Annotated in this window: 18 protein-coding genes and 1 pseudogene; 6 read left to right on the top strand and 13 right to left on the bottom strand. The window is 69.1% G+C overall.

Annotated elements, in window-relative coordinates; translation table 11 throughout:
- Positions 1–27: 27 nt before the first annotated feature.
- Positions 28–408 carry a hypothetical protein gene (locus ABD817_RS35875; protein ID WP_344922872.1) on the bottom strand — a complete coding sequence of 127 codons (381 nt, stop codon included), beginning with the start codon at positions 406–408 and terminating at the stop codon, positions 28–30.
- A 35-nt stretch (positions 409–443) separates the two neighbouring features.
- On the opposite strand from ABD817_RS35875, the pseudogene ABD817_RS35870 reads away from it, so the two are divergent.
- Positions 444–650, top strand: a pseudogene (locus ABD817_RS35870) (transposase); the annotation flags it as partial.
- 2501 nt (positions 651–3151) lie between these two features.
- Here the strand turns inward: ABD817_RS35870 and ABD817_RS35865 are convergent.
- The 7 genes from ABD817_RS35865 to ABD817_RS35835 form a co-directional block, all read right to left on the bottom strand.
- Positions 3152–3472 (bottom strand): hypothetical protein, encoded by a 321-nt coding sequence (locus ABD817_RS35865; RefSeq protein ID WP_344922871.1) that lies wholly within the window; start codon positions 3470–3472, stop codon positions 3152–3154.
- Positions 3469–3612 (bottom strand): hypothetical protein, encoded by a 144-nt coding sequence (locus ABD817_RS35860; protein WP_344922870.1) that lies wholly within the window; start codon positions 3610–3612, stop codon positions 3469–3471. The genes ABD817_RS35865 and ABD817_RS35860 overlap by 4 nt, the downstream gene beginning before the upstream one ends.
- Before the next feature lie 243 nt (positions 3613–3855).
- Positions 3856–4386 (bottom strand): hypothetical protein, encoded by a 531-nt coding sequence (locus ABD817_RS35855; RefSeq protein ID WP_344922869.1) that lies wholly within the window; start codon positions 4384–4386, stop codon positions 3856–3858.
- A gap of 67 nt (positions 4387–4453) precedes the next feature.
- Positions 4454–5665: an MFS transporter gene (locus ABD817_RS35850; RefSeq protein WP_344922868.1), complete on the bottom strand. Its 1212-nt coding sequence runs from the start codon at positions 5663–5665 to the stop codon at positions 4454–4456.
- Positions 5665–6126 (bottom strand): hypothetical protein, encoded by a 462-nt coding sequence (locus tag ABD817_RS35845; protein WP_344922867.1) that lies wholly within the window; start codon positions 6124–6126, stop codon positions 5665–5667. The genes ABD817_RS35850 and ABD817_RS35845 overlap by 1 nt, the downstream gene beginning before the upstream one ends.
- A gap of 262 nt (positions 6127–6388) precedes the next feature.
- Positions 6389–8698, bottom strand: coding sequence for an ABC transporter permease (locus tag ABD817_RS35840; RefSeq protein WP_344922866.1), 2310 nt, complete (start codon positions 8696–8698; stop codon positions 6389–6391).
- Complete coding sequence (locus ABD817_RS35835; RefSeq protein ID WP_344922865.1) at positions 8695–9402, bottom strand: ABC transporter ATP-binding protein; 708 nt, start codon at positions 9400–9402, stop codon at positions 8695–8697. Before ABD817_RS35835 ends, ABD817_RS35840 begins: the two co-directional genes overlap by 4 nt.
- 140 nt (positions 9403–9542) lie before the next feature.
- On the opposite strand from ABD817_RS35835, the gene ABD817_RS35830 reads away from it, so the two are divergent.
- The gene (locus tag ABD817_RS35830; protein WP_344922864.1) at positions 9543–10373 is read left to right on the top strand and encodes a sensor histidine kinase; all 831 of its coding nucleotides are present in this window, start codon (positions 9543–9545) and stop codon (positions 10371–10373) included.
- 78 nt (positions 10374–10451) lie between these two features.
- Positions 10452–11156 carry a response regulator gene (locus ABD817_RS35825; RefSeq protein ID WP_344922863.1) on the top strand — a complete coding sequence of 235 codons (705 nt, stop codon included), beginning with the start codon at positions 10452–10454 and terminating at the stop codon, positions 11154–11156.
- A gap of 126 nt (positions 11157–11282) precedes the next feature.
- On the opposite strand, the gene ABD817_RS35820 is transcribed toward ABD817_RS35825, so the two are convergent.
- Both ABD817_RS35820 and ABD817_RS35815 read right to left on the bottom strand, forming a co-directional pair.
- Positions 11283–12089 (bottom strand): LLM class flavin-dependent oxidoreductase, encoded by an 807-nt coding sequence (locus ABD817_RS35820; RefSeq protein ID WP_344922862.1) that lies wholly within the window; start codon positions 12087–12089, stop codon positions 11283–11285.
- 83 nt (positions 12090–12172) lie between these two features.
- The gene (locus ABD817_RS35815; RefSeq protein ID WP_344922861.1) at positions 12173–12730 is read right to left on the bottom strand and encodes a pyridoxamine 5'-phosphate oxidase family protein; all 558 of its coding nucleotides are present in this window, start codon (positions 12728–12730) and stop codon (positions 12173–12175) included.
- A gap of 79 nt (positions 12731–12809) precedes the next feature.
- Here ABD817_RS35815 and pdxR point away from each other — a divergent pair, with 79 nt between their 5' ends.
- Together pdxR and ABD817_RS35805 are read left to right on the top strand one after the other, a co-directional pair.
- Positions 12810–14219 carry a MocR-like pyridoxine biosynthesis transcription factor PdxR gene (pdxR, locus tag ABD817_RS35810; protein ID WP_344922860.1) on the top strand — a complete coding sequence of 470 codons (1410 nt, stop codon included), beginning with the start codon at positions 12810–12812 and terminating at the stop codon, positions 14217–14219.
- A 1275-nt stretch (positions 14220–15494) separates the two neighbouring features.
- The gene (locus tag ABD817_RS35805; RefSeq protein WP_344922859.1) at positions 15495–18353 is read left to right on the top strand and encodes a carbohydrate-binding protein; all 2859 of its coding nucleotides are present in this window, start codon (positions 15495–15497) and stop codon (positions 18351–18353) included.
- A 168-nt stretch (positions 18354–18521) separates the two neighbouring features.
- Here the strand turns inward: ABD817_RS35805 and ABD817_RS35800 are convergent, their stop codons facing one another.
- From ABD817_RS35800 to ABD817_RS35790, 3 genes are all read right to left on the bottom strand, one after another.
- Positions 18522–19775 carry an SGNH/GDSL hydrolase family protein gene (locus tag ABD817_RS35800; RefSeq protein WP_344922858.1) on the bottom strand — a complete coding sequence of 418 codons (1254 nt, stop codon included), beginning with the start codon at positions 19773–19775 and terminating at the stop codon, positions 18522–18524.
- A 226-nt stretch (positions 19776–20001) separates the two neighbouring features.
- A complete protein-coding gene (locus tag ABD817_RS35795) occupies positions 20002–21429 on the bottom strand; it encodes a glycoside hydrolase family 10 protein (RefSeq protein WP_344922857.1) in 1428 nt (475 codons plus the stop codon).
- 510 nt (positions 21430–21939) lie between these two features.
- The gene (locus ABD817_RS35790) at positions 21940–22800 is read right to left on the bottom strand and encodes a 3-methyladenine DNA glycosylase (RefSeq protein WP_344922856.1); all 861 of its coding nucleotides are present in this window, start codon (positions 22798–22800) and stop codon (positions 21940–21942) included.
- A gap of 251 nt (positions 22801–23051) precedes the next feature.
- On the opposite strand from ABD817_RS35790, the gene ABD817_RS35785 reads away from it, so the two are divergent.
- Complete coding sequence (locus tag ABD817_RS35785) at positions 23052–24167, top strand: hypothetical protein (protein WP_344922855.1); 1116 nt, start codon at positions 23052–23054, stop codon at positions 24165–24167.
- Positions 24168–24170 lie beyond the last annotated feature (3 nt).

Below are 24170 nucleotides of genomic sequence, written 5' to 3'. Positions count from 1 at the left end.
CTACGTCGAGAACCACCCGCTACCGGGTTAAAAGCGAAGCTTAGTGGGATCCAGCGCCGTGCTCAGGGTGCTGAACGCGACGGCGCCCCCGGAGTTACGGGCGATCTCGCGGAAGGACGGCTCCTTGGCCCAGACCTGAAAGTCCCTCATGCACTGGAGGAACTGCTCCTTGGTGGTGGCCGCGAGCGGGTTGGGCTTGAGGTCGTCGTGGCCCTCGACGTCCTCGCGCAGCATCTGCCCCGAAGGGGTCCCCTTCACATCGCCGCTGAACCCCTTGTGGATCCGCCTCTCGTCGGAGCCATCGCGGGCGAGCGGCCCCGGGTCGCCCAGCTTCCCGATGATGTCGCGGGGTCGCGTCTCCGACCGCGCCGCGTTGACCGTCTCCCAGCTCCGAAGAGTCTGGTTCACCTCCGTCCAGGCGAGCACGACTGCGGCGACGATGACGCCGCGGGATCACCGCACGCATCGCCCGCCGGTGAATCGAATCCAGCCAGCAGCTGGGCCGACACCGCTGGGTCGTCGAGCGGACCTTCTCCTGGCTGGCCGGCTGCCGCCGCTTACACCGCCGCTACGAACGCCGAGCCGACCACTACGCATTCTCCGTCACCATCGCCGCTGCCCTCATCTGCTACCGCCGACTCACCAAATGAATCACGGTCTTACTCGAGCGCGCGCCGGGCGGTAAGGGCCGCCACATCCGCCTCGGTTTGTACTACGGCGGGCGGGCAGTGCGGGTTGCGCGCGAGGTGCTCCTGCACCCGGTAGTGGGGGTCGTTGACCAGTGCTTCGGCGACCTCGGGGGTGGGGGCATCGCTCTTGGCGGCACAGGTGGCGCTCTAAGTCAATTAGGTGGCGCTCTAAGTCAATTAAAACTGCCACGCTTATGTCATAGTTTGACATGGGGAAATTACGTAAGCGCGCATGAAAGGCGGTGTTGACGCGCACCTTGTTGGCTATCTCGGTTTCCATGGCGGGCTTGACCGCACAGGCAAGCTCCCTCTGACGCTTATAGACACGCTGTCGATATATGCCGTTAAACGAAACGAGGTAAGTTATGAAACGCAACAGAATGCTCACGACGCTGACGTCCGCACTGGTCGCGGGGGCTGCTGGAATGGCACTGATGGCACCTATCTCCACAGCGCAGGCGGCGGCATGCTCGGTTAGTTCGTCACCGTATGAAACGATGGGCGGCTGGGTGAAGGCCTCGTGCCCCGATAGGGCCGCCCAAGCGGCAGCCCTCTGCGAAGAGAACAGCGGCGACACGTACTGGGCGTATGGGCCGCGAGTCGGCGCTGGTGCAACCTCGACGGCGCGGTGCCACGAGTACGCCATGCTGATCTCGCGCAACGCCTTCTGGGGGTAGGGGCTTGGAACATCGGAACGAAAAGTCACGCTAAGGATCCTGCGGGGATCGAGTTAGCGTGACGGGTCGTGAAGATGCTCATCGTTCGGACCCTTTGGTCTGTCGCGGTAAATGCGTTCACCTCGACCTTGATCACTTCGGAGAACACCCCAGGTCGGCGCGAGAGGGATCAAAGACCTGCCGCAGTGAATCCGGTATTTACTGCGGCAGCATCGCAGCCACCACGACCTTGATCACCGCCAGTCCCCGCGCCCGGCTTCCTTGAAGATCGCCCCCCTACCCCGGGTGCATCGGAACGGCCCGTCACGCCAACCCACCCTGGGCAGGCTCCTTAGCGTGACTTTTCGTTCCGATGTTCCTCACGCCCCGTTCCCGGCTCGCCCCCGAAGGCCTCCCGGCCGGCGCGCGGCCGACTGTCCAGTCCGCCGACCGAGCGCAGCGAGGGAGCGGACTTGACCGGCGGCAAGCGGCGGCCACACTCCAGGCCGGGGGCGAGGTCGACCACTTCAGCCAGAGCACATTTCCCCAGGTCAGAGGGCCGCGACGCGCGATAACGTCCCTTATCGTGCGCTGGTGTTTCCGCAGGCCAGAGGCCGTGCAGGTAACGGGAACCACAGTTCCCGGAACCTACGATCGCCCTGGACTGTCTCGCGTGCCCGCGCGTAGACCTCCTGGCGTACTCCGGCCACCCCGTTCCAGACCGCGATCCTCGTCCTACCGGCAGACTCGCCTCGCGGGTAAACCCGCACTGTCCGTCCGCCATGCTGGCCGCTCTCACCGATCCGCCAGTGCGCGATATGGCACGGAAAGCCAAGGATATGGCACAGAGGGGTAATGCTATGGGACCACTTCTGAGTAATTATTTTTCCATCTCCAGACTCTCTCGGAAGAGGCATTCATGAAACGCTTCATCGGTAAAGCAGTAGCTCTCGCAGCCATTTCTTCTGGCCTGCTAGTCCTTCCCTCCACTCCCGCGTCCGCGGCGGGCTGCGTGAGCCTGAGCAGGGTGTACACGGAGGGGGCAAGCCGTTACGCCGTCGTCTACAACGCATGCGGCCACGCAGTCAGTGCCCGTCCTACGGTTCCCAACTTCCCTGACCCTAACTGCCAGACCATTCCTGCTTCGTCGAGTAAGACCTTCCGCACCGGCGGATCCGTTAGTCCGTATGCCACAGGCGCGGCCGAGTGCTGACAAACTAAATCTCTGTGTCATTCAGGGGCGTCCGCCATGGCGGGCGCCTTCTGCGTCACCGGGGGCGCCGGGGGGTTAGGCTCTCGCTCACCGACCTGCTGGCATGGGCACAGTCGCCACAGGGGCTCGACCAATCGGGGTTCTGGGCGTGGCTGGTGCCGCTCTGGCTGACCCTCTCCCCTGTCGTGCTGGCACTGCAGGCCGGGGTGGACTGGAGACGCGGCCACAGCGCGCCGGATCCTCATCGCCATATGGGCCCTGCTCGCTCTTTCCACCGTCATCCAATGGGATGCCGGCAGCTCCTGGTTCGAGATCATCTCCAGGCCCATCGTGCTGGCCATCATGCTTTTGATGCTGCGGCCCGTCGACCCCGTCGAGGCCGGCCCCGAACAAGGCAGCAGCGATGGATGAGTTTCGAGCTCGCACCGGGACCGCTTCGCGCTGTCGATGAGGCCTCGCCTCGCGTCGTCGATGAGCGCCAGGGCGACGTCGTGGCTCGGTGGCACGCCGACGACGAAGGAGTTGGCGTGGCGTCGATCGCCGTCGACCGTCACGGCGAGCACCGAAGTGGCGATCGCAGCCGGTTCCCCCCTCTACGCGCTCGCCGACAGATCCCCGGGCGCCTGACACCGGCAGGGCGTCATCACCAGCGTGCGGGTACTCTCCTCCAGGTGCGCCACCGTCTTGGAGCCCAGGCAGTAGCGGCACCCCAGGACGGCGGCGGCCGCGGAGTCGGACCAGATGCGGTGCTCCCACGCCGGGGGTGGCTCGGCGGGCGGTGGGGGAGGTTCGGCGGGCTCATGCTCGGCGCCGACCCAGCCCCGGCCGTAGCAGAACCGGCACGCGATCCGCAGCCGGCCCAACCGGTGGCCGCCCTCGCCGTCGCAGTCGGGGCAGGTGATCGGGTCGCTCACTGCCGTCCCGTCCCCACGCACGAGGTGCACGCCACCCAGACGCTCTGCTTCTTGGTGCTGCCGTTGCGGTCGATCCATTCGCCGTCCGCGCCCAAGCAGGTACCGCAGATCGGCGCTTCCTGTTGTTCCTCTTCGGCCATACTCCGACGCTACGCCGCCCCGAGGCCCTCATCAGGCCCTTGCCGGACCACCTTGCCCGCTTTCCTCCCCACCACGAAGCGCGAGGTACTACACCACCCAGCCCCTTTGCATCGTAGATCCATTTTCTCGTTTCGGGCCGGGTGGTCGTCGTGGTGGCCCGTAAGGCGGTCGGTGATTGCGGCGGTCAACATTGTGCGCTGATCATCCAGTGACGGCTCGGGCGCGGGCGACGCCCGTAAACATCAGGTGCCAGCGTCGGTGGCCTCGGGGTGATTTTTCTCTTCGTGAGGTCGGTCTGTCCTGCTACTGCTGGAAAACCCGAGGTTGAGCAGCACGACGGATTCACCCTCACTCAGCGGGGTCCGTCCATGAGGTATGTGCACGCCATGGAACCACACTGCCTCGCGCACGTTCAGATCTAACGCCATCAGGTTCTCCCGACCCAGCAGGAAGTATGTGGCTGTGGGCCGGGACGAACCCCGCGTCCGTTCCAGACAGACCAGGCAGCTGAATTCAAAAATGTTCCAGTCATCGACGTGCAACGGAACCCAGTCGCCCTCCCGATAATACAAGTAAGTTGCGTAAACCGACTGCGACAGATTTCGATCGGGGACAGACGCCCGCAGAGAGACGGCGAAATCGGAGGCACCCAAAGCTTGGACTATTTTGTCACTCGCCCTGGCGATGTGCCGTTCTCCGTGTGGGATGACATCGTGCCGTGCCCTGCTCTGATCTTCCTGGATCGCGTCCCACAACGTTTGATCAATCGCCACCTCGGATATGATCTCAGGCCCCATCACTCGACATGGCGCCATCATCTCGGCAATGGCCGAGGTCACGTCACGCCGAGGGCCGTGACGCGGAAGGCGACCCGATGGTGTCAGAACGTCGCCTCCAAAACCACGAGATCGCGAGCAAAGTGACGACCATGGACAGCAGCGCGGAAACAAGGATCGCGGTGCGAGCATCCACGAAAACCCCTGGAGTGCCGGACATGTACCCAAGGGCCAGGCAGGTGTTCACGAGCACGCGGTAGTACGCCCATGCCCTGCCGTGCATATCCGGGCTGATGTTGTGATGAATCACGTTACGGACGCCGACATTGTGCACACCGTTACCGAAGCCACCGATCAGGAACGCCACCCCGATCACCACAGCGATGGGAACCAACCCTTCGATCAGCAGTGCGGCCGACACGAGAAATGCCCCGCCTAGCAACATGACGAGATGATGGCGCGACACCCTGCCCCACCCGCCGACGAGGGAGCCGGGTATGGCCCCGAGTGCCCATGCCGACAGCAGTAGACCGTAGACGGCGTCGCTGCTCGTCACTTCTCGCAGGTAGAAGACGCCGGCGACACCCTCGATGGAAGTCGCGAAGACGACCCCTGCGAAAATGGGCAGTAACGGGCCGACAATCGGAGATCGCCACATGGCCCTCAGCCCGTCGAGTGCTCCGCGAAAGGGATTCCCGCTCAACGACATGTGTTTGTCGACTTCACCGGGGATGACCAGTCCGACGACGAGCGCCATCACGAGGAAAGTGGCGCTGTTGAGCCCGAGCAACCACGAGGATCCCATTATCGGGTGTAAGGCGCCACAAAAAGCGGGACCAGCCAGGCCGGCAATGGACAATGCTGTCGTGAGCCCGCCGTTGGCCTTCTCGATGCCTGCTTTCCCGGCGACCGCAGGAAGCAATTTGAAGCTGGCCGACGAAGAGGTAACGGCCAGCACATTGGCCAGGGCGACAAGAGCGACCCGTACGTGAAAATCTGGAATCAGCGTCGCCGCCGCGAAGAGTACGGCTTGGAGCAAGACCGCTGCCACCCAGACCTTCTTGGCATTGGCGCGATCCACGAAGGCACCGAGAGCCGGTGCCAGCAGCAGCGGGGGGATCAGCTCGGCGAAATAGACCTCTGTGACCCACCATGTCGGGCCTTTGTTCGCCGCGTCCAGGACCATCGCCAAAAGCGCGACACCGTCTCCGAACGCGGAAACAAGCGTTCCCAAGATGAGCGAGACCAGCGCGATGGGAGGTTTCGTGAACGTCATTACCTATCCATTTGCAGTAACAGCACGTCACAGGGCCACCCTCGTGCACCACCCTGGTCGACCCTTGTGAGCTCACTCGCCTTCAGGCTCATACCCGAATCCTTCGCCAGGGCGATGATTTCACCAGACTCCCAGATACGCTCTCGATGCACGCCCAGAACTCCGGGGAAGCGGAGACCCTGATATTCTATGAAGTAGTTCTGTCGAAAATCCCGGTCTTGGTAATGTACTCCTCGCCAGAGCAGGCGTCGAACACCTTCGGCGTCCTCAAATTCCACGACATCCATCGCCCCGCTCAATTTCTCGAAATGCTCGAGAATCCCGTCTTGATAGACAACCATAATGGCATACCCTTGAGGAATGAGCGAATTGGTTATGTACCGTAGCAGCATCCGGACCTCCTCCTGGGGCCGAAACGAGTTGACGGTCGCGTCGCCCATTACCAGCAGGTCGGCTTTCATTCCGTCTTCTCAACAACGCTCCGTAAGACGTGCGTTACGTTGCGTTCGCGAATTTTCGGAGCCCACGAAGACATGCATACGCAGTGCAGTGAAGAAGGTGCGAAAAGTAATAAAGTCCGACTCGGGGATTTTGCTGAAACTGGCTCCGAATATGAACGGACTTCCAATTCTCTAAACAGGTACCATGTTCACAGTAGAGAGCTTTAATGGCTGAGGTCAGGGCGGGTGGAAGTCCAGGCCGGTCGATGTGCCACGGCGCCGATCACTCGTTGTGCAGCACGGTGGCGATCGTGAGCCGCGCTGCCGACCGGGCCGGGATCAGCGCGCCCAGGACGGCGATCGTCATGCCCGACAGGGCCAGGGCGGTCAGTTGCGGCAGGTGCCAGACATCCTTCGTGAACTCGGGAAGCACGACGATCCCCACGTTGTCGACGAGCACGCGGTGCGCGGCCATGCCGGCGGGAGTCCCGATCAGGCCGCCGGCCACGCCGAGGGCCGCCATGGAGGTCACCGTCATCAGGGTGACCTGGCGTGGCGTCATCCCGATCGACTTGAGCATGCCGATGTCGCGGCGGCGTTCGCGGGTGGTGAGCAGGACGGTGTTGAAGACGCCGAGCGCGGCGACGGTGATCAGCAGGATGGTGAAGACCGTGGTGAAACCGACGACGGTCGTGGTGACGATGTTCTCCGGGCGGGAGATGGCCGGGTAGAGGCCGGGGTCGGCCGCCTTGACCGCGTTCGCGTAAGCCTGGGCGTCGGCGCCGTCGGCGAGCCGGACCTCGTAGTGGTCGGCGCCGGTATCCGGGGCCAGGGCGGTCAGGGTCTCCCAGGAGGACCACAGGAAGCGGGCGTCGCCGTTCATGAGCTGGCCAACGATGGTCGCGCGGGTCTGTCTGCCGTTCAGGGTCAGGGTGACCTGGTCTCCGACCGCCAGTCCACGTCGCTTCAGGAACGGCGGAGGGGCGACGATCTCCCCCGGCCCGTCCAGCCAGCGCCCCTGGATGATCTGGGAGGCGAGGGCCGGGGCGTCGCCGCGCTGGAAGTTGACGGAGCTGCGCTGAGCATGCCCGGTGAGGCGTACGTCGACGAACACCTGGGCGGTCACCCGTGTCGCGCCGGGCAGGGAGCGCAGCAGCGCCTCGATCCGCTCGTCACTCAACATGGGAGCGGTCTGCTTGAACGCAGGCTCGCCCGCGCGTACGCCGACCCGGGTGGCCGGGCTCTCGTTCGCGTTCCCGAAGGCGATCACCGTGCTGGACAGGCCGGTGGTGAGGGTGACCGTGGTGACTCCGAGGACGATGGAGGCCATCGTCATCGCGGTGCGGGCCGGGCGGGCGAACAGCTGGCCCAGGCCCAGGCTGACCGCGCGTGGCAGCCTGGTTCCGGCGAGCCGGCGCTGGACGCGTAGGCCGCGTCCCGGGCGGGGCGCGCTGCCGGCGCTGATCGCCCGCGCGGCCGGCAGCCGGTGTGCGCGCAGCGCGGGAAACAGTGCCGCCAGGACGACGAGGAGCGGCATGCCCAGCAGGCAGACGACGGACACCCAGGGACTGATCCCGATGACGGCGTTCCCGCTCTCGATGCCCTGGAAGGCGGCCCGCAACACGGGTTCGGCCAGCAGGTTGCCCGACAGGGTGCCCAGGAGACAGCCCGCGACCGCGGGCACCGACACCATCGTGAGGTAGACCGCGACCACCTGGTTCGGGGTGAAACCCACGGCCTTGAGCACGCCGATGTGCCGGGTTCCCGACATGACCGCGCCGCTGACCACGTTGGTGACGATGAGGACGGCGACCAGCAGGCCGAGGACGCCGAAGAGTGTCATGAAGGGCAGGTAGGCGGCGGCCGAGCTGGTGAAGACCTGCCTGAGGGCGAGGTAGGACTGCGCGACGGTCAGCGCGCCCGCGGGCAGCGCGCCGGTGATCGCGTCCAGGCCGGTGTGGATCCGCTGCTCCGTCGAGGGGTCGGTGAGGCGGTAGAGCATCTGGGCGGCGTTCGGGCGCAGCGCGGCCATCTGCGCGGGCGCGACCCAGGCGTCGGCCGACTGGCTCATGCTGGAGGCCACGCCGACGACGGTGAGCGGCGGGACTCCGGGCGCCCGCAACCGCGAGCCCAGGGTGCCGGGCCGGAGGTGGCCGTCGGTGGATCGCAGGTTGACGACGATCTCACCGGGGGCGGTGGCCCAGCGCCCGTGCAGGGGGTACACGCGATCGACCGGGCCGCCGGGGTCGGCCCGGCCCACCACCGTGAGCGGGCCCTCGGCCTCGGGAAGGTCCGTGGTCCTGGGGACGTCGATGACGACCTGGTCGAAGGGCCCGGCCGCGGCCTCGACGCCGGGCTGCCGGGAGGCCCCCGTCAGCTGCGCCTTGGAGACCTTCGCGGTGTCGAAGGCGGCCACCACGTGGGCGCCGTCCTGCTTGGCGAAGGCCCGGTCGAACGGGGCGGTGGCGGCGTCGAGCAGCCCCAGAGCGAGCATGATCGTCGTGGAGCAGCACAGCACGACCAGCCCGATGACGACCGTCTGGAGCCCGCGACGCCGCACCGCGGCGCGCGAGGCCCGCCACACCGCGCTCATTCGGCACGCTCCAGGGCGCTCTCGCGGGCCACCCGGCCGTCGGTGAGCTCGATCAGGCGGCTGGCGCAGCGGGTGGCCAGCTGCGGGTCGTGGGTGACGATCAGCAGCGTCTGGCCGATCTGGTTGAGGTCGATGAGCAGGTCCATCACCTGCTCGCCCGAGCGGCTGTCCAGCGCGCCGGTCGGCTCGTCGGCCAGCAGCAGCGCCGGGCGGTTCATCAGGGCGCGGGCCACGGCGACCCGCTGCCGCTCACCGCCGCTCAGCGTCGCGGGATAGGCGTCCTTGCGGCCGGCCACGCCGAGTTCGTCGAGCAACTCCAGCGCGCGCCTGCGCGCCTGACGGGCCGAGGTGCCGATGAGCTGCGCGGACAGCGCGACGTTGTCCAGCGCGGGCAGGTCGTCGATGAGATTGAAGAACTGGAAGATCATGCCGATGTGCCGCCGCCGGAACAGCGCCAGCCCGGTCTCGTTCAACCGGCCCAGTTCCTGGCCGTCCACCTCGACCGTCCCTTCGGTCGGACGGTCCAAGCCCGCGATCATGTTGAGCAGGGTCGACTTGCCGCACCCCGAGGGCCCCATCACGGCGACGGCCTCTCCCGCGAGGATCTCCAGGGACACCCCGTCCAGCGCCGCCGTCTCGCCGTACTCCTTGCGCACGTCGTCCAGCCGTACGACGGCCTGCCTCGCCCTGTCTTCACCGGTCACGGGCAGAACGCTAGGACAGGGGCGCGTCTCCCGGCATCCGTCCCCGGCACCACCTTCCCCGCGGGGTCATACCAGGGATGGACGGCGGTGGCCCCGAGGGGTGATGCGCGACGAGGCGCCTGTCTGGGAAAGTGAGGATCGTGCGGGAATCGGGGGGCTGGTTGCTCATCGCCCTGGCGGTGGCGTGTGCCACCGCCGTGTGGCTGGGTACGGCACTCCTGCGCGCCCGCCACGCGCACCGCAGGGCCCTGGAAGACCGCGGCTGGCTCCTCGAACGCGAGCGTGAGCGCGCCGCCCGCACCGCCGTCGAGGCCGAGCGCTCGCGCATCGCCCGCGAGCTGCACGACATCGTCAGCCACAACGTGAGCCTCATGGTGGTCCAGGCCGCGGCCGCCCGCGAGGTGCTGTCCACGATGCCCGGCGAGGCCGAGGCGGCGCTCAGGGCCGTCGAGGGCGCCGGACGCGACGCGATGACCGAGCTGCGCCACCTGCTGGGCCTGCTCGCGCCGTCGCAGAGCGGCGATGACGAGCCGGGCGACACCGGCCTGTCGCCGCAGCCGGGCCTGGGCAGGCTCAGCCCGCTGATCGACCGGATCGCGTTCGCCGGGCTGCCCGTGGACGTGCGGATCTCCGGGGAACCGCGCCCGCTGCCCGCCGGGATCGACGTCACCGCCTACCGGATCGTGCAGGAGGCGCTGACCAACGCGCTCAAGCACGCCGGTGGGGCGAAGGCGAAGGTCACGGTGCGCTACGCCGACCACTACCTGCGGGTGGAGGTGCTGAACACCGGGCCGAGCGTGCTGACCGGCGACGACGCCACCCCGAGGGAGCCCGACGGCCGGGACGGCGCCGGGCGCGGCCTGCTGGGCCTGCGCGAACGCGTCGCCGTCTACGGCGGCGACCTGGACGCCCGGCGGCGGCTCGGTGGCGGCTACCGCGTCCGGGCACGCATCCCGCTGGACCGGCCGTGACGACCACCGTCCGGGCATGCATCCCGCTGGACCGGCCATGACGACCACCGTCCGGGCACGCGTCCCGCTGGACCGGCCGTGACGACCACCGGTCCGGCGCCCCGCGTGCTCATCGCCGACGACCAGGCCCTGGTTCGCAGTGGTTTTCGCCTGATCCTGACCACGCGCGGCATCGACGTAGTCGGCGAGGCCGCCGACGGGGCCGAGGCGGTGGCGGCGGCGCGCGAGCTACGGCCGGACGTCGTGCTGATGGACATCCGCATGCCGAACATGGACGGCCTGGAGGCCACGCGGCACGTCCTGGCGCGGACGCCGCGCTGCCGGGTCATCATGCTGACCACCTTCGATCTCGACCATTACGTCTACACCGCGCTCACCCTCGGAGCCAGCGGCTTCCTGCTCAAGGACGTCACCGCCGAGCATCTCGTCGCCGCCGTACGCCTGGTCGACACCGGCGACGCCCTCCTGGCACCCTCGATCACGCGGCGGCTCGTCGAGCGCTTCGCCTCCGGCGACCGCGCTCCCCTCCGCGCGCCGGCCGTTCACCGTGACCTCACGGCTCTGACACCGCGGGAGCTGGAGGTTCTGACGCTCCTCGGCCAGGGGCTGTCCAACACCGAGCTGGCCGGCGCGCTCACCCTCAGCGAGGCCACCGTGAAAACCCACGTCGGCCACATCTTCGCCAAACTCGACCTCCGCGACCGGGCGCAGGCCGTCGTGCTCGCCTACGAGACGGGGCTCGTCCTGCCGGGTGGGTCCGGGGGGCCTCGGGCGCACCGATGACCGAAGCGGCCGACGCCGCCCCGCGCACCCTGGCACACCCGAGCGGTGATCCTCGACCCGTCGGCGACGCCGAGCTCCCGTACACCGGCCGCCACAGCCGCCAGGCTGGAAGAGGACCTTCAGGGGTCAGGTCTTGCAGGGGCCGTCGCGCAGGACTCCCCGTACCTGGTCCAGGGTGACCTCTGGCGGGAGGTCGGGCATCCACCACGTGGCGCCCGCCGTGACGTACGGCTCGGGGTCGGCGCCGGGTGGGAGGGCCACGGCGATGTCGTACGGCGTGGTCGCGGGGTCCCGCAGGCCGGTGAGCGTCGCGACGATCTCGGCCAGCTGGTCGGGGTGTTCGACGTCGACGGGGAAGAACCCGTCGTGGCGGGCGGCCCGGCGCAGTGGCCGGACCCGTCCGGGGTACCCGGCGACCCACACCGGCACCCTCGGTCGCTGGACCGGGGTGGGAAGGAACCGAAGGCCGTCGACGGTGTAGTGCTCGCCGCGATGGTGCACCGGCTCGCCGGACCACGCGGCGTCGAGGACCTCCATCGCCTCGTCGAGCATCCGGCCGCGCAGCCGGTCATCGCGTTGTTCGCCGGTCCGGGTGAACTCGCGGCCGTAACGGTCGCTGCCGAGGCCGACCCCGAGGGTGAGGCGGCCGCCGCTGAGCCGGTCGAGCGTGACGGTCTCCCGGGCGAGCTTGGCGGGCCTGCGGCGGGCGACGGGCGTGACCATGGGACCGATGCGCAGACGTTCGGTGGCGGCCGCGACCGCGGCCAGCGTGATCCACGGATCGGCCACCTGACGCACCGGTTCCGGCCAGCTCAGGCGGTCCCACACGAAGAAGCCGTGCCAACCGGCCGCCTCCGCCTCACCCGCCAGGCGCGCGACCACCGTCGGGTCGGCGAGACCGTCGAAAAGCGGCAGCCAGAGGGCGGAGTTCACCGGAGGGCGCCGCGGCGGTCGCGCGGATTCGGTCATCGTGCCCTCGGTATGACCGTCGAATCGGGCGTGTGCCGGCGCGGCGCTCATCGTCCGGCCGCCCGATGGTCCGGTTCCCGGAACCGCCACCGGGTCGCCGCGACCGATCCGTCGGTGCCGAAGCCGTACGCCGTCGCCGGTGCCACCCGGTAGACGTCGTACGGCGGCGGTCCCGCGGTCAGCGCTCCTCCTCCGGCGGCGTCCAGCCCTCCGTCGCGGACGGTGACCCGCCACCCGTAGGTCTCGTCGTACGCCCGCGCCACGCGGCGAAGCGTGTCCTCGTCACGCGTCCTCACCGCCGTGCCCTCGACGACGAGGTCGAGTGGTTCGTGCTCCACCGTGACCACGCAGCGGGCGTCGCGGTCGAGGTTGCGCGCCTTGCGGGTATCCGGCCCCATGGAGACGTACGGCCGGTCCTCGACCCAGACGGCCAGCACGGGCATGACGTGCGGTGCGCCGTCGGGCCGGACCGTCGCCAGCCAGTAGGTCGCCGACGAGCGCCGCAGGTGCCCGCGCACCCAGTCCCACGGCGTCGGTGTCGCGGACCCGTTCATCGGCTCGGCGGACACCGGTCCTCGCCCAGCCGGGTGGCGGTTCGTGGTCATTCTCCAGCCTCCTCTCGTGCGTACACGGCCTCGATGCTACGGTCGGACTGGTGCACGGAAGGGGTCCAGTTTCTCTGCCATGGACGAGACCAGTCAGGCGATAGAGATGCTGCTGTCCGTTTCCCGGGATGGTCGCCAGCGGCTGGGCACGCAGATCGAGACGCAGCTGCGTGGCGCGATCCGCGAGGGGCGGCTCCGGGCGGGTGCGCGCGTGCCGTCCACCAGGGATCTGGCGTGTCAGCTCGGCGTCTCGCGCCGGGTCGTGGTCGAGGCGTACGCGCAGCTGGCCGCCGAGGGATACCTGACACTGCGGCAGGGCGCCCGGCCGTGTGTCGCCGAGACGGTCCGGGGGCGGGTGCTCTCCTCGCCCGGGGCGGGCGTCCCGGCCGCGACGCCCCGGTTCGACCTGCGTCCGCGCACACCGGACGTGTCCGCCTTCCCGCGTTCGCAGTGGCTGCGGTGTCTGCGCGACGCGTTGCGGACGATGACCAATGCCGAGTTCGGCTACGGCGACCCGCGCGGGGCCGAGGCGTTGCGGTCGGCCCTCGCCGAGTACCTCGGCCGGGTGCGCGGCGTGGCCGCCGTGCCGGAGCGCATGATCATCACCAACGGGTACTCACAGGGCCAGGGAATCGTCTGCCGGGCGCTGGCCGCCCGTGGCGCCCGGCGGATCGGGTTCGAGAACCCCAGTCACCCGGAGCAGCGTCGCGTCGCCGAGAGAGCCGGTCTGGAGATCGTGCCGATCGCCGTCGACCAGGCGGGCGTCCGGCTCGACGAGCTCGAACGGGCCGACGTGGACGCGCTGGTCCTCACCCCCGCCCACCAGCACCCGACCGGCGCGGTGCTCACCGGCGAACGGCGGCGGGGCCTGCTGACCTGGCTACGGCGGCGCGACGCGATCGTCATCGAGGACGACTACGACGCCGAGTACCGCTACGACCGCGCCGCGGTCGGCGCCCTGCACGGGCTGGAGCCCGACCGGATCGTCTACGCCGGCTCGGCCAGCAAGACGCTCGCGCCGGCGCTGAGACTGGGCTGGCTGGTCGTCCCGGCGCGGCTGCTCGCCGCCGTCACCGACGAGAAGGACCTCGCCGACTGCGGCACCGCCAGCGTCGAGCAGCACGCGTTCGCCACCTTCCTCGCCCGGGGCGAGCTCGACCGCCACCTACGCCGCATGCGTGGCCGGTACCGCAGCCGCCGCGACCTCCTCCTCGACGAACTGGCCCGCGCCCTGCCCGAGGCCACCGTCCGAGGCGTCGCCGCCGGGCTGCACGCCACCGTCGAGCTCCCCGAGGACTACGACGAACACGCCATCCTCGACCAGGCCCGCCGTCGGGGGGTCACCTTGATGACCATGCGCGACTTCTGGATCCCGCCCGGCACCGGGGCCCCGACCCTGCTGCTCGGCTACGCGCAGATCCCCATCCCCGCCATCCCCACCGCGGTCCTCGCCCTGACCGACGCCATCCGATCCACGCGTCAGCGCTGAGCCACCAGGTGCCGGGTACGCGGGCTCGGCGAGGCCGCGGCCGGTGGTGTCGGGGATATACGGGGAGTACGGCCCGCGCGGGACGGTTCCGCCGCGACGGCCCGCCGGTGAGGACCTCCTCGTGACCGCTCGCGCTCAATGTATTCAGCGCCGACCGGGTGACCACCGGGTGCGGGGACAGCTCGACGAACGCGCGGGATGGGTCCTCGGGCGACAGGCCGATATGGCGGCGCCGCTCCACTTTTCTGTCCGCGCGGCCGGAGTTTCGACCGACAACGCTGGACTTTCGCCCGAAGTTGACAAAAGTTCTACGGATCCGACCGTAACATCTAGACAGTCTGGACGTAACATTTTAAGATCGCACCAGAACACCAGAATGAGCCGCAAAGGTGGCAAAAGTTCAGGAGGTGCAGCGATTTGCGACCGCAGCACTGCACCTTCGTCTCCCGCACGGCGAGGGATCGTTGTCCGAGGCCGAGATCGGTGCCCGGCTCGAATCGCCGCGCGTGCGCGCGACCGTCGAGCCGGATCCGGAGCGGCCGGGAGCGAATCACCTCACCCACGGGGCTTGGCATCGTACGGCGGCTGCCGGGGCAGGCACGCGGGCCGTACCGATCACCGGGCTTCCACGACACCGGCTCATTCGCGTTCGCACCACCGCACCTGATCACGCAGTGCCACCGGCCGCGCCCCGACACTGTCGTCGGCGATCGGCCGGCCCACCCCCCACACCCCCCTCGAACGGCCTGGAGGTCGTCATGCGACTGCTGATCCGTACCATCGCGACCTGCTGACGGTCGGCGCGACGCCAGGTGGTGCCGCGTCGCCGGCGCAAGAGATAGCCGGGTCGGCAGGGACGGACGCCGACCGCTCCGCCGACCCGGCCCCGCCCGTCACTCGCCGACGGAGAGCGGCGGGCGCCGACGGCACCGGTGCTCACCGGTTACCGGCTTCCCCCGGCCGGTGAGCGGGGCGCCTCCCGTGTTCCAGCGCCGCGTTCACCCGTGACGACCGGGGACGGTCACCTTCGTGAATGCCCTCAACGCGTCCGCCCACGGTCGCCTGACGGCTCGTTCCGACCCCGCAGCACTCGAAGGTGAGGCGACTCACAACCCCTGGCAGAGACATGTTGACTGTTTTACCCGGAGCAGTCACAGTTTGTCCGAACGACTTGTCCGAACGACATCGCTGACGGATCCCCCCCTCTCCGCGTCGTTGGCGTGATCGGCGCACGCCTGTATGGACTCGTACTACAGGAAGCGAGCAGCACCGATCATGTTACGAAAACTCGTCTCATGCGTCGCCGTACTGGCGGCCGCCTTCAGCCTGGCTCCTCCAGCCCAGGCCGCACCGAACACAGCACCGAACACCGTGGCGAAGGCCGCGTCGAAGACCGCGGCGCTCGCGGCGCCCGGCTACACCCAGGTGACCCTGGCCAAGGGCGTGGCGGAGACCGGCGAGCCGATGGGCCTCACCGTCCTGCCCAACCGGGGCGTGCTGCACACGTCGCGCGACGGCGTGATCCGCTACACCGACGTGCTGGGCAACACCAAGGTGGCGCTCACCATCCCGGTGTACACGCACGACGAAGAGGGCCTGCAGAGCATCAAGGCCGACCCGAACTTCGCGACGAACCGGTGGGTGTACGTCTACTACGCGCCGCCGCTGTCCACCCCGGGCGGTGACGCGCCGGCCTTCGGGACCGCGGCCCAGTTCGCCCCGTTCAACGGGGTGAACCGGCTGGCCCGGTACACGGTCAACGCGGACCACACCCTCAGCGCGAGCTCCGCGGTCACCGTCCTCGACGTCCCCACCAGCCGGGGCATGTGCTGCCACGTCGGCGGCGACATCGACTTCGACGCGGCCGGCAACCTCTACCTCTCCACCGGCGACGACACGAACCCGTTCGACTCCAGCGGCTACACGCCGATCGACGAGCGGACCGACCGCAACCCGGCATTCGACGCGCAGCGCACCTCCGGCAACACCAACGACCTGCGGGGCAAGGTGCTGCGGATCAAGCCGAGCGCGGCCGGCGGCTACACCGTCCCGGCGGGCAACCTGTTCCCGGCCGGCACCGCGAACACCCGGCCCGAGATCTACGCGATGGGCTTCCGCAACCCGTTCCGGATGAACGTGGACAAGGCCACCGGCACGGTCTACCTGGGCGACTACGGGCCGGACTCGGGCACCGCCAGCGCCACCCGTGGCCCGGCGGCGTCGGTCTCGTTCGAGCGCATCACCCAGCCCGGCAACTACGGCTGGCCGTACTGCTCGCAGTTCAACGTGCCGTACATCGACTTCACCTTCCCGTCCGGGCCCTCGGGCGCCGCGTTCAACTGCGCCGGCGGGCCGACGAACAACTCGCGCAACAACACCGGCATCACCCAGCTCCCGGCCTCGCGCGCGGCCTGGCTGCCGTACGGCGTCGGCCAGGACAGGTCGGAGCTGTGCTGCGGGAGCTGGTCGCCGATGGGCGCCCCGGTCTACAACTACAACGCCGCGCTCGTCTCGGACGTGAAGTTCCCGGCGTCGATGAACGGCAAGGTGTTCATCAGCGAGTTCGGCCGGCGGTGGATCAAGACGGTCACCCTGAACGGCAGCGGCGGGGTGGGCACGATCGAACCCTTCCCGACCTGGTCCGGCACCCAGGTGATGGACTCGGAGTTCGGGCCGGACGGCGCCCTGTACGTGCTCGACTACGGCACCGGCTGGTTCGGCGGCGACGCCAACTCGGCCGTGTACAGGATCGAGTACAACTCGGGCACCGGCCAGGCCCCGGTCGCGGCGATCAACGCCAACCCGAAGGCCGGCAACGCGCCGCTCACCGTGCAGTTCAGCTCGGCCGGGAGCACCGACCCCGACGGCGACCCGATCACGTACGCGTGGGACTTCACGACGAACGGCAGCACCGACTCGACCGCGGCCAACCCGTCGTTCACCTACACGGCCAACGGCACGTACACGGCGACGTTGACGGTGAGCGACAACACCGGCCGCAGTGCCACGGCGAGCACCACCATCAGCGTCGGACAGGCGTCGGTCACCCTCACCCTGCCGGTCAACGGGCGGGTGTTCAACTTCGGCGACGCGATCCCGTTCCAGATCAGCGTCACCGACCCGAACTCCCCGACCATCGACTGCAGCCGGGTGAAGATGAACTACATCCTCGGCCACGACAGCCACGGTCACCTGTTGACCACCGCGACCGGCTGCTCGGGCACCATCCAGACCCCGGTGGACGGTGAGCACGACGCCAACGCGAACATCTTCGGTGTCTTCGACGCGGAGTACACCCCGCCCGGCTCGACCACGGCCATCCACGCGCCGCAGGCCGTCCTGCAGCCGAGGACCCGCCAGGCCGAGCACTTCAGTGCCCAGCAGGGTGTGCAGGTCGTGCCCAAGGCGTCGGCCAACGGCGGTAACGCGGTCGGGTACGTCGAGAACGGGGACTGGATCTCGTTCACGCCGTACAACCTGAGCGGGGTCACGTCGTTCACGGCCCGGGTCGCCTCCGGCGGCGCCGGTGGCACGCTCACCCTGCGGGCCGGTTCGGCGACCGGGACGGTGGTCGGCACGGCCACGGTCGCGCCGACCGGCGGCTGGGAGACCTGGGTCAACGTCACCGGCACCGTGACGCCGCCCTCCGGGACGACGAACCTGTACCTGGTCTTCACCGGTGGCGCGGGCTCGCTGTTCGACATCGACTCCTTCACCTTCACCAGCGGGACGACACAGCCGCCGGCGACGAACCTCGCGCTGAACAAGCCGGCGACGGCCTCCAGCGTGGAGTCGGCCGCCTACCCGGCCTCGGCCGCGGTGGACGCGTCGGCGACGACCCGGTGGGCCAGCGCGTTCTCCGACCCGCAGTGGATCCAGGTCGACCTGGGCGCCACGTACACGATCAACCGGGTGCGGCTGGTGTGGGAGGCGGCCTACGGGTCGGCGTACCAGATCCAGACCTCGACCAACGGCACGACCTGGACCAACGCCAGGTCGGTGACCGGCGGCAACGGCGGTGAGGACAACAACACCGGCCTGAGCAACGCCGCCCGGTACGTGCGCATCTACGGCACCACCCGGGCCACGGCGTGGGGCTACTCCCTGTTCAGCTTCGAGGTCTACGGAAGCTGATCACCACGGCGGACCTGGTCCGCCCTGACAGACAACGCCGCCGCGGGGCGTCCGGACAACGGACGCCCCGCGGTTTCGTTCGTCGTCCGGGCTCCGCGGGATCGCGGTACGCGAGACGGCGCGCGTTCCGGAGGCGGGGCGCGCGCCGTCGTGTGTCGGGAGGGGGCGTCAGGAGACGGTGAGCGTGCCGTTCGCGTTACGGGCGCATGTGACGACCGTGCGGGGCGCGGCGGTGAGGGCGCCGGTCAGGCACTGGCCGAGGACGGTGTGGCCCGCGGCGTTGGGGTGCCATGCCTCCTGACAGGTCTGGAAGTAGGTGACGCAGGTGTTCGCCGCCTTCTGGACGCGGATCTTGTCCCAACCGGACAGGCTGTTGACGACGTTGCCGTTCGGCGACTCCTGTATCCGGATCGGTGTGGCGAGCGCGCTCTCCGGGCTGCCGGGGTTCTCGCAGAGCCGGGCGCCGTCGAAGGCCTTCTGGACGTCCAGCACGCGCAGGTTGGCCGCCGGACGCTCGGCCGCCAGTGTGGTGTAGGCGTTCCTGACCAGGTTGCCGAGGTTCTGGGAGAACACGTGTCCGGGGGCGAGGCTCGCGCGGTGGATCGGGCAGCCGGCGGCGTACCGCTCGGCGCCGAGGTCGCGGAACTTGTCGCGGGTGTCGGTGCGGTTGTCCTCGTCCCGGTACTGCGGGGCGACGTCGAGCGGCAGCGGGTTGGTGTAGTTCTGCAGGACGACCTGGTGGACGCCGTCGGCGTCGACCTGGGCGAGGGTGTCGAGGATCTGGCGCAGGGCGGCGGTGGTCTCGGTGGTGGCGGCGGCGACCTCGGCGTCGGAGGCCAGGTCCGAGACGGTGCAGGGCTCCTGCGGCACGTCGCCGCCCAGGTAGGCCCAGAACTCCCACCAGCCCGTCCAGGCGTCGGCGATGAAGCGGTTGGCGCACAGCGTGGCCACGTCGCCGAAGGTGAACTGGGTGTTGTTGGAGCCGAGGCCGATGAGGACGACGTCGATGTCGTGGGTCTGCGCGACGGCGCGCAGCTGGTCGAGTTGCGAGGCGACGGAGCGGCCCTTGGCGCGGGCACTGGAGGGGTTGGCGATGTCGGCGGGCTGGCCGCCGGAGCACGCGAGGTTGAAGCGGTCCTGGATGCCGGGGAGCGACGCCTTGAAGAGCGAGGCGTTCGCCGACCGGTGGCAGAAGTAGGCGTTGCTGTTCGCCGCCGACCAGCCGGGGAAGGACTGTGGCGTCCCGGAGGCGTCGACGACGGGCTGGTAGGCCCCGGCGCCCTCCCCGCTGACGAAGCTGTCGCCGAGCGCGACGGCGGCGGTGGGCAGGGCCGCCTGCGCCGCTCCGCCCTGGACGAGCTGGACGCCGATCGTACCCACCAGGAGCGCGGCCATCGCGGCCACCCGCCGGAGAACCTTCACAACTGCCCCATTTCCTACTAAACGACCGTGGAAGAGCGAACGCCTAGATCGCAACATGCCGCGCCGACGGCGTCAAGATTTATATGAGGCCAGCTCGCGTTTAGTTGAGAGATCGCGTATCGCCTTCGTCGTCAGCCACGCGTTCGCTCGTCCACGTCGAGCGCTCCGCGACCGGACGGGCCGGACCGGGGCCGGGCCGCAGGAAACGCGGCCCGGCTCGATCGGATCAGGGGCTGGTGCAGGTGGCCGTGGGAGTGGCCGCGGTGCCGTTGGCGGTGAAGCCGAAGGTGGTCGAGGAACCCGCCGCGACGGAGCCGTTGTAGGCGGCGTTGCGGACGGTCACGCTGGAACCGGACACGGTGTGCTGGCCGTTCCACAGGCTGCTGATGGTCTGCCCGCCGGGCCAGGTCCACCTCACCGTCCACCCGTTGACCGGCGAACCACCCGCCCGGACGGTCACCGTCGTCTGGAACCCTCCCTGCCAGCTGTTGACCGTCGCGATCGTCGCCGAGCACGCCCCCGGACCCGGGGTCGGCGTGGGAGTGGGGGTGGGGGTCGGGGTGGGGGTGGGCGTCGGGGTGGGGTTCGGGTTCGGGTCCGCGGCGTTGAGGGCGTTCAGCACGGCGGTGTAGGCGGGCTTCTTGGTGCTGCCGTCGAACAGCAGCGGGGTGTCGCCCGAGCGCCAGGAGTCCTGGTCGCGGACGCCCCACACGGTGATGCCGTTGCAGCGGGGGACGGCCAGGCAGTCGTTGGTCACGTTGGCGTAGGTCGTGGGGGAGGCGCCCTGGATGTCCAGTTCGGTGATCTGCACGTCGACGCCGAGTGCGGCGAAGCTCTGGATGGTGGTGCGGAAGTTGCTGTTGTAGGGGCTGCCGCTGTTGAAGTGGGCCTGGAGGCCGACGCAGTCGATCGGCACGCCGCGCTGCTTGAAGTCGCGGACCATGGTGTAGACGGCCTGGGTCTTGGCCCAGGTCCAGTTGTCGATGTTGTAGTCGTTGTAGCAGAGCTTGGCGGCCGGGTCGGCGGCGCGGGCGGTGCGGAAGGCGACCTCGATCCAGTCGTTGCCGGTTCGCTGCAGGTTGGAGTCGCGCCGGCCGCCACCGCTGTCGGCGAACGCCTCGTTGACCACGTCCCAGGCGTAGATCTTGCCCTTGTAGTGGGCCATCACGCCGTTGATGTGGTCGATCATCGCCTGGCGCAGCGTGGCGCCGGACAGGGACTGCATCCAGCCCGGCTGCTGGGAGTGCCAGGCCAGGGTGTGCCCGCGCACCCGCTTGCCGTTCTGCACGGCCCAGTTGTAGACGCGGTCGGCGTTGGTGAAGGTGAACTGGCCCCGGTTCGGCTCGGTGGCGTCGATCTTCATCTCGTTCTCGGCCGTCACCATGTCGAACTCGCGGTTGGCGATCGTGGTGTACGCCGAGTCGCCGAGCTTGCCGGCGTTGATCGCGGTGCCGAAGTATCGCCCGCTCTGCTGGGCCGCCGCGCCGAGCGTGCTCGCGGCGGCACCGGCGGAAGCGGCACCGGCGGAACCCTGGACGGTCACCGCCGCGAGCGTACCGAGCACGAGGGTGCCGAGGGCACCGGCGATCAGGGCCCGGCGGAGGCCGCTGAGGGGTCGCCGGGTTCCGGGCGGGGGTATGGCATTTGTGCCCATGCCTGAGCCTCCATCACTGCGTCACGGGAAAGCGGGAAAGCGGGAGCACGGGGGACACCCCCGCGCGTTCGACGCCGCGCCCATGGCCGGGGAGGCGCACCACCGGGCGCCGTGGACGACGGCCCCGCTGCGCGCCACCGACCCGGCCGTAGGAGGACGCCTTGGGGACTCAGTGTGGAAATCTCCCCGAAATACGTCAAGGCAGCCCAGAAAGTTTCGGCAGCTCTGCCCGGCACGCGCGTCTCACAAACGCCCCAACCTGTGTCCCGGCCTCCTGAAACCTTGCGGCCTCGTCACTACGGGGCATGACATACCCGATGTAAGTTTCAGCATCGATGCCCGCGTCGATCAGGTGGGGGCGTCACCCCTCCGAGGGCGGAGCGGCATCGGTGGACCGGCTCTCCCGGGCCCGGATCGCGCCGACGACCCGATTCCGTCCGCGCCGGATGCCGTCCGCACCGGCCGGGATCGCGATCACGACGGGAGCACCTGTGTGCTCCGCCGCGCGGGTCAGGGGAGGCGGGCGTCGGCGAGCAGCCGTTCGCAGGCGTCGAGCAGGCGTCGCCGCAGCGGCCTCGCCCGCTCGGCGAACCCTCGCTGCTCGGCGGCGTACTCGGCCCGCCCCTCCGGCGTCTCGATCCGGATCGCCCGGTGGCCGAGCGAGCTGAGGTCGTACGGGCTGGCCCGCATGTCCACGGCGCGGATGTCGCGGGCCAGCGTGAAGCAGTCGGCGACCAGCTCACCGCTCACCAGCGGCGACAGCTTGTACGCCCACTTGTAGAGGTCCATGTTGGCGTGCAGGCAGCCCGGCTGCTCCAGCTCCGGCTGCCGCTCCCGCGTCGGCCGCAGCGCGTTCAGCGGGCGCGCCTCGGGGGTGAAGAAGCGGAACGCGTCGAAATGGCCGCACCGCACGCCGCGCTGTTCCACGACCTCCTCGATCTCCTCCCCGCTGAGCCGCAGCGGCCAGGCTTCGTGCCGTACCTCCGTGGCCTTGTAGACCATCGCCCACTCGTGCAGGCCGAAGCAGCCGAAGTATCCCGGCCGCGCCTCGGTGGCGGCGAGCAGCCGCGTGATCCACTCGATGGAGGACCCGCGCCTGTCCATCAGCGCCTCGGTGTCGAGCGTGGCACCCTCGGGGATGTCGAGGTAGTCGCGGCCGAAGTCGCGCGCTCCCCGCAGGACCACCCCGGCGCCCGGATGCCACTTCCGCAGCCGCGCCGGCCGGTGCCCGTAGTAGGTGAACAGGAAGTCCTCGATGGGGTGGGCCTCGCCCCGCGCCCTGCGCGCCAGGTGCGGCTCCGCCCACACCTCGATCCGCCGCCGGTGGGCCTCCGCCCGCGCCCGCCACTCCTCCGGTTCCAGAACCTCCACCGCTGAATGGTACGCGCGGGCCGGTGGTGCCCGTCCGCTCCGCCTGCCCGCCATGGCCGCCCTTCCGCTCCGGCCGGTCGCTCAGTGGCTCGGTGTGGCGATGGCGGGCGCCCGCCGAGCAGCGCATCGGTGAACGGAAGATGAATTATCAATACATAACAGATGCCTCGCTCCGCATTGTCGGCATACGTCACATAATCCAATTAGAAACGCTGTTTTATGGCAATGCGCGGCAAGCTTCGAGGAATCACATGAAGCGGTGGATCGGCATCGGGCTGGCGCTGCTCCTCGGCGTCGCCGTGGCGGCGGCGATCGTGGTGGGCAACCGTGGCGGCGGCACGGAGACCCGGGAGCTCACCCTGGTCCGGGGGGTGATCGGATCGGAGAAGAAGCCGTTCTTCGACGACCGGAGGGTGCGGGCGGTCTTCGCCGGGCACGGCCTCCGGGTGGAGGTCGACACCGCCGGATCACGCCAGATCGCGACCTCGGTGGATCTGGGGAAGTACGGCTTCGCGTTCCCGTCCAGCGCCCCCGCGGCGGAGAAGATCAGGCGTGACCGGGGCGCCACCCGCACGTTCGCGCCGTTCTCCTCCCCCATGGCGATCGCCACCTTCACCCCGATCGTGGACGTGCTCGTCAGGGCGGGCGTCGTGCGGGACTCCGGCCAGGGCTACCAGGTATTCGATATCCAGAAATATCTGGGTCTGGTGGCTAAAGGCACCCGTTGGGATAAATTGCCGGGTAATACCGCTTATCCGGCGCGCAAGCGCGTGCTGCTCACCACCACCGACATCCGCACCTCCAACTCCGCGGCGATGTACCTCTCGATCGCCGGCTACGTGGCCAACGGCGACGACGTGGTCACCTCCAACGAGCAGGGCTCCACGGTCGCGGAAACCGTCGCTCCCCTCTTCCTCGACCAGGGATACTCCGAGACCTCCACCGAGGCGCCGTTCGAGGACTACCTGTCCCTGGGGATGGGCAAGACGCCCATGGTCATGATCTACGAGGCGCAGTACGCCTCGCGGCTGTTCGCCGGGGACGGCGCGATCCGTCCCGGCATGCGGCTGCTCTACCCCTCGCCCACGGTCCTGAGCAAGCACACGCTCGTACCGCTCGGCGCGCAGGGCGCCGAGGTCGGCCGGCTCCTGCAGGAGGACCCGGAACTCGGGCGCCTCGCGGCCCTGTACGGCTTCCGCACCGCCGCCCCCAGGGCGTTCGACGACCTCGTGGCGAAGGTGAAGGCTCCGCTGCCCCCCGGCCTGGTCGACGTGGTGGAGCCCCCCGACCACGAGCGGCTGGAGGGCATGATCTCCGCGATCGAGACGCTCTACCGGTCCGGACCGGTCCCCTCACCCACCCCCTGACCT

Origin of the sequence: Streptosporangium oxazolinicum, assembly GCF_039537505.1 — a bacterium.
Taxonomy (GTDB): Bacteria; Actinomycetota; Actinomycetes; order Streptosporangiales; family Streptosporangiaceae; genus Streptosporangium; species Streptosporangium oxazolinicum.
Note: the sequence above shows the minus strand (reverse complement) of the source record. Positions and strands in the feature narration are given on the sequence as shown.

Bases quoted from the DNA above. Each gene is read 5' to 3' on its own strand.
- ABD817_RS35860 (WP_344922870.1), bottom strand. From the start codon at position 3,612: ATGGCCGAAGAGGAACAACAGGAAGCGCCGATCTGCGGTACCTGCTTG.
- ABD817_RS35850 (WP_344922868.1), bottom strand. From the start codon at position 5,665: ATGACGTTCACGAAACCTCCCATCGCGCTGGTCTCGCTCATCTTGGGA.
- ABD817_RS35845 (WP_344922867.1), bottom strand. From the start codon at position 6,126: ATGAAAGCCGACCTGCTGGTAATGGGCGACGCGACCGTCAACTCGTTT.
- ABD817_RS35840 (WP_344922866.1), bottom strand. From the start codon at position 8,698: ATGAGCGCGGTGTGGCGGGCCTCGCGCGCCGCGGTGCGGCGTCGCGGG.
- ABD817_RS35815 (WP_344922861.1), bottom strand. From the start codon at position 12,730: ATGACCACGAACCGCCACCCGGCTGGGCGAGGACCGGTGTCCGCCGAG.
- pdxR (WP_344922860.1), top strand. From the start codon at position 12,810: ATGGACGAGACCAGTCAGGCGATAGAGATGCTGCTGTCCGTTTCCCGG.
- ABD817_RS35805 (WP_344922859.1), top strand. From the start codon at position 15,495: ATGTTACGAAAACTCGTCTCATGCGTCGCCGTACTGGCGGCCGCCTTC.
- ABD817_RS35795 (WP_344922857.1), bottom strand. From the start codon at position 21,429: ATGGGCACAAATGCCATACCCCCGCCCGGAACCCGGCGACCCCTCAGC.
- ABD817_RS35785 (WP_344922855.1), top strand. From the start codon at position 23,052: ATGAAGCGGTGGATCGGCATCGGGCTGGCGCTGCTCCTCGGCGTCGCC.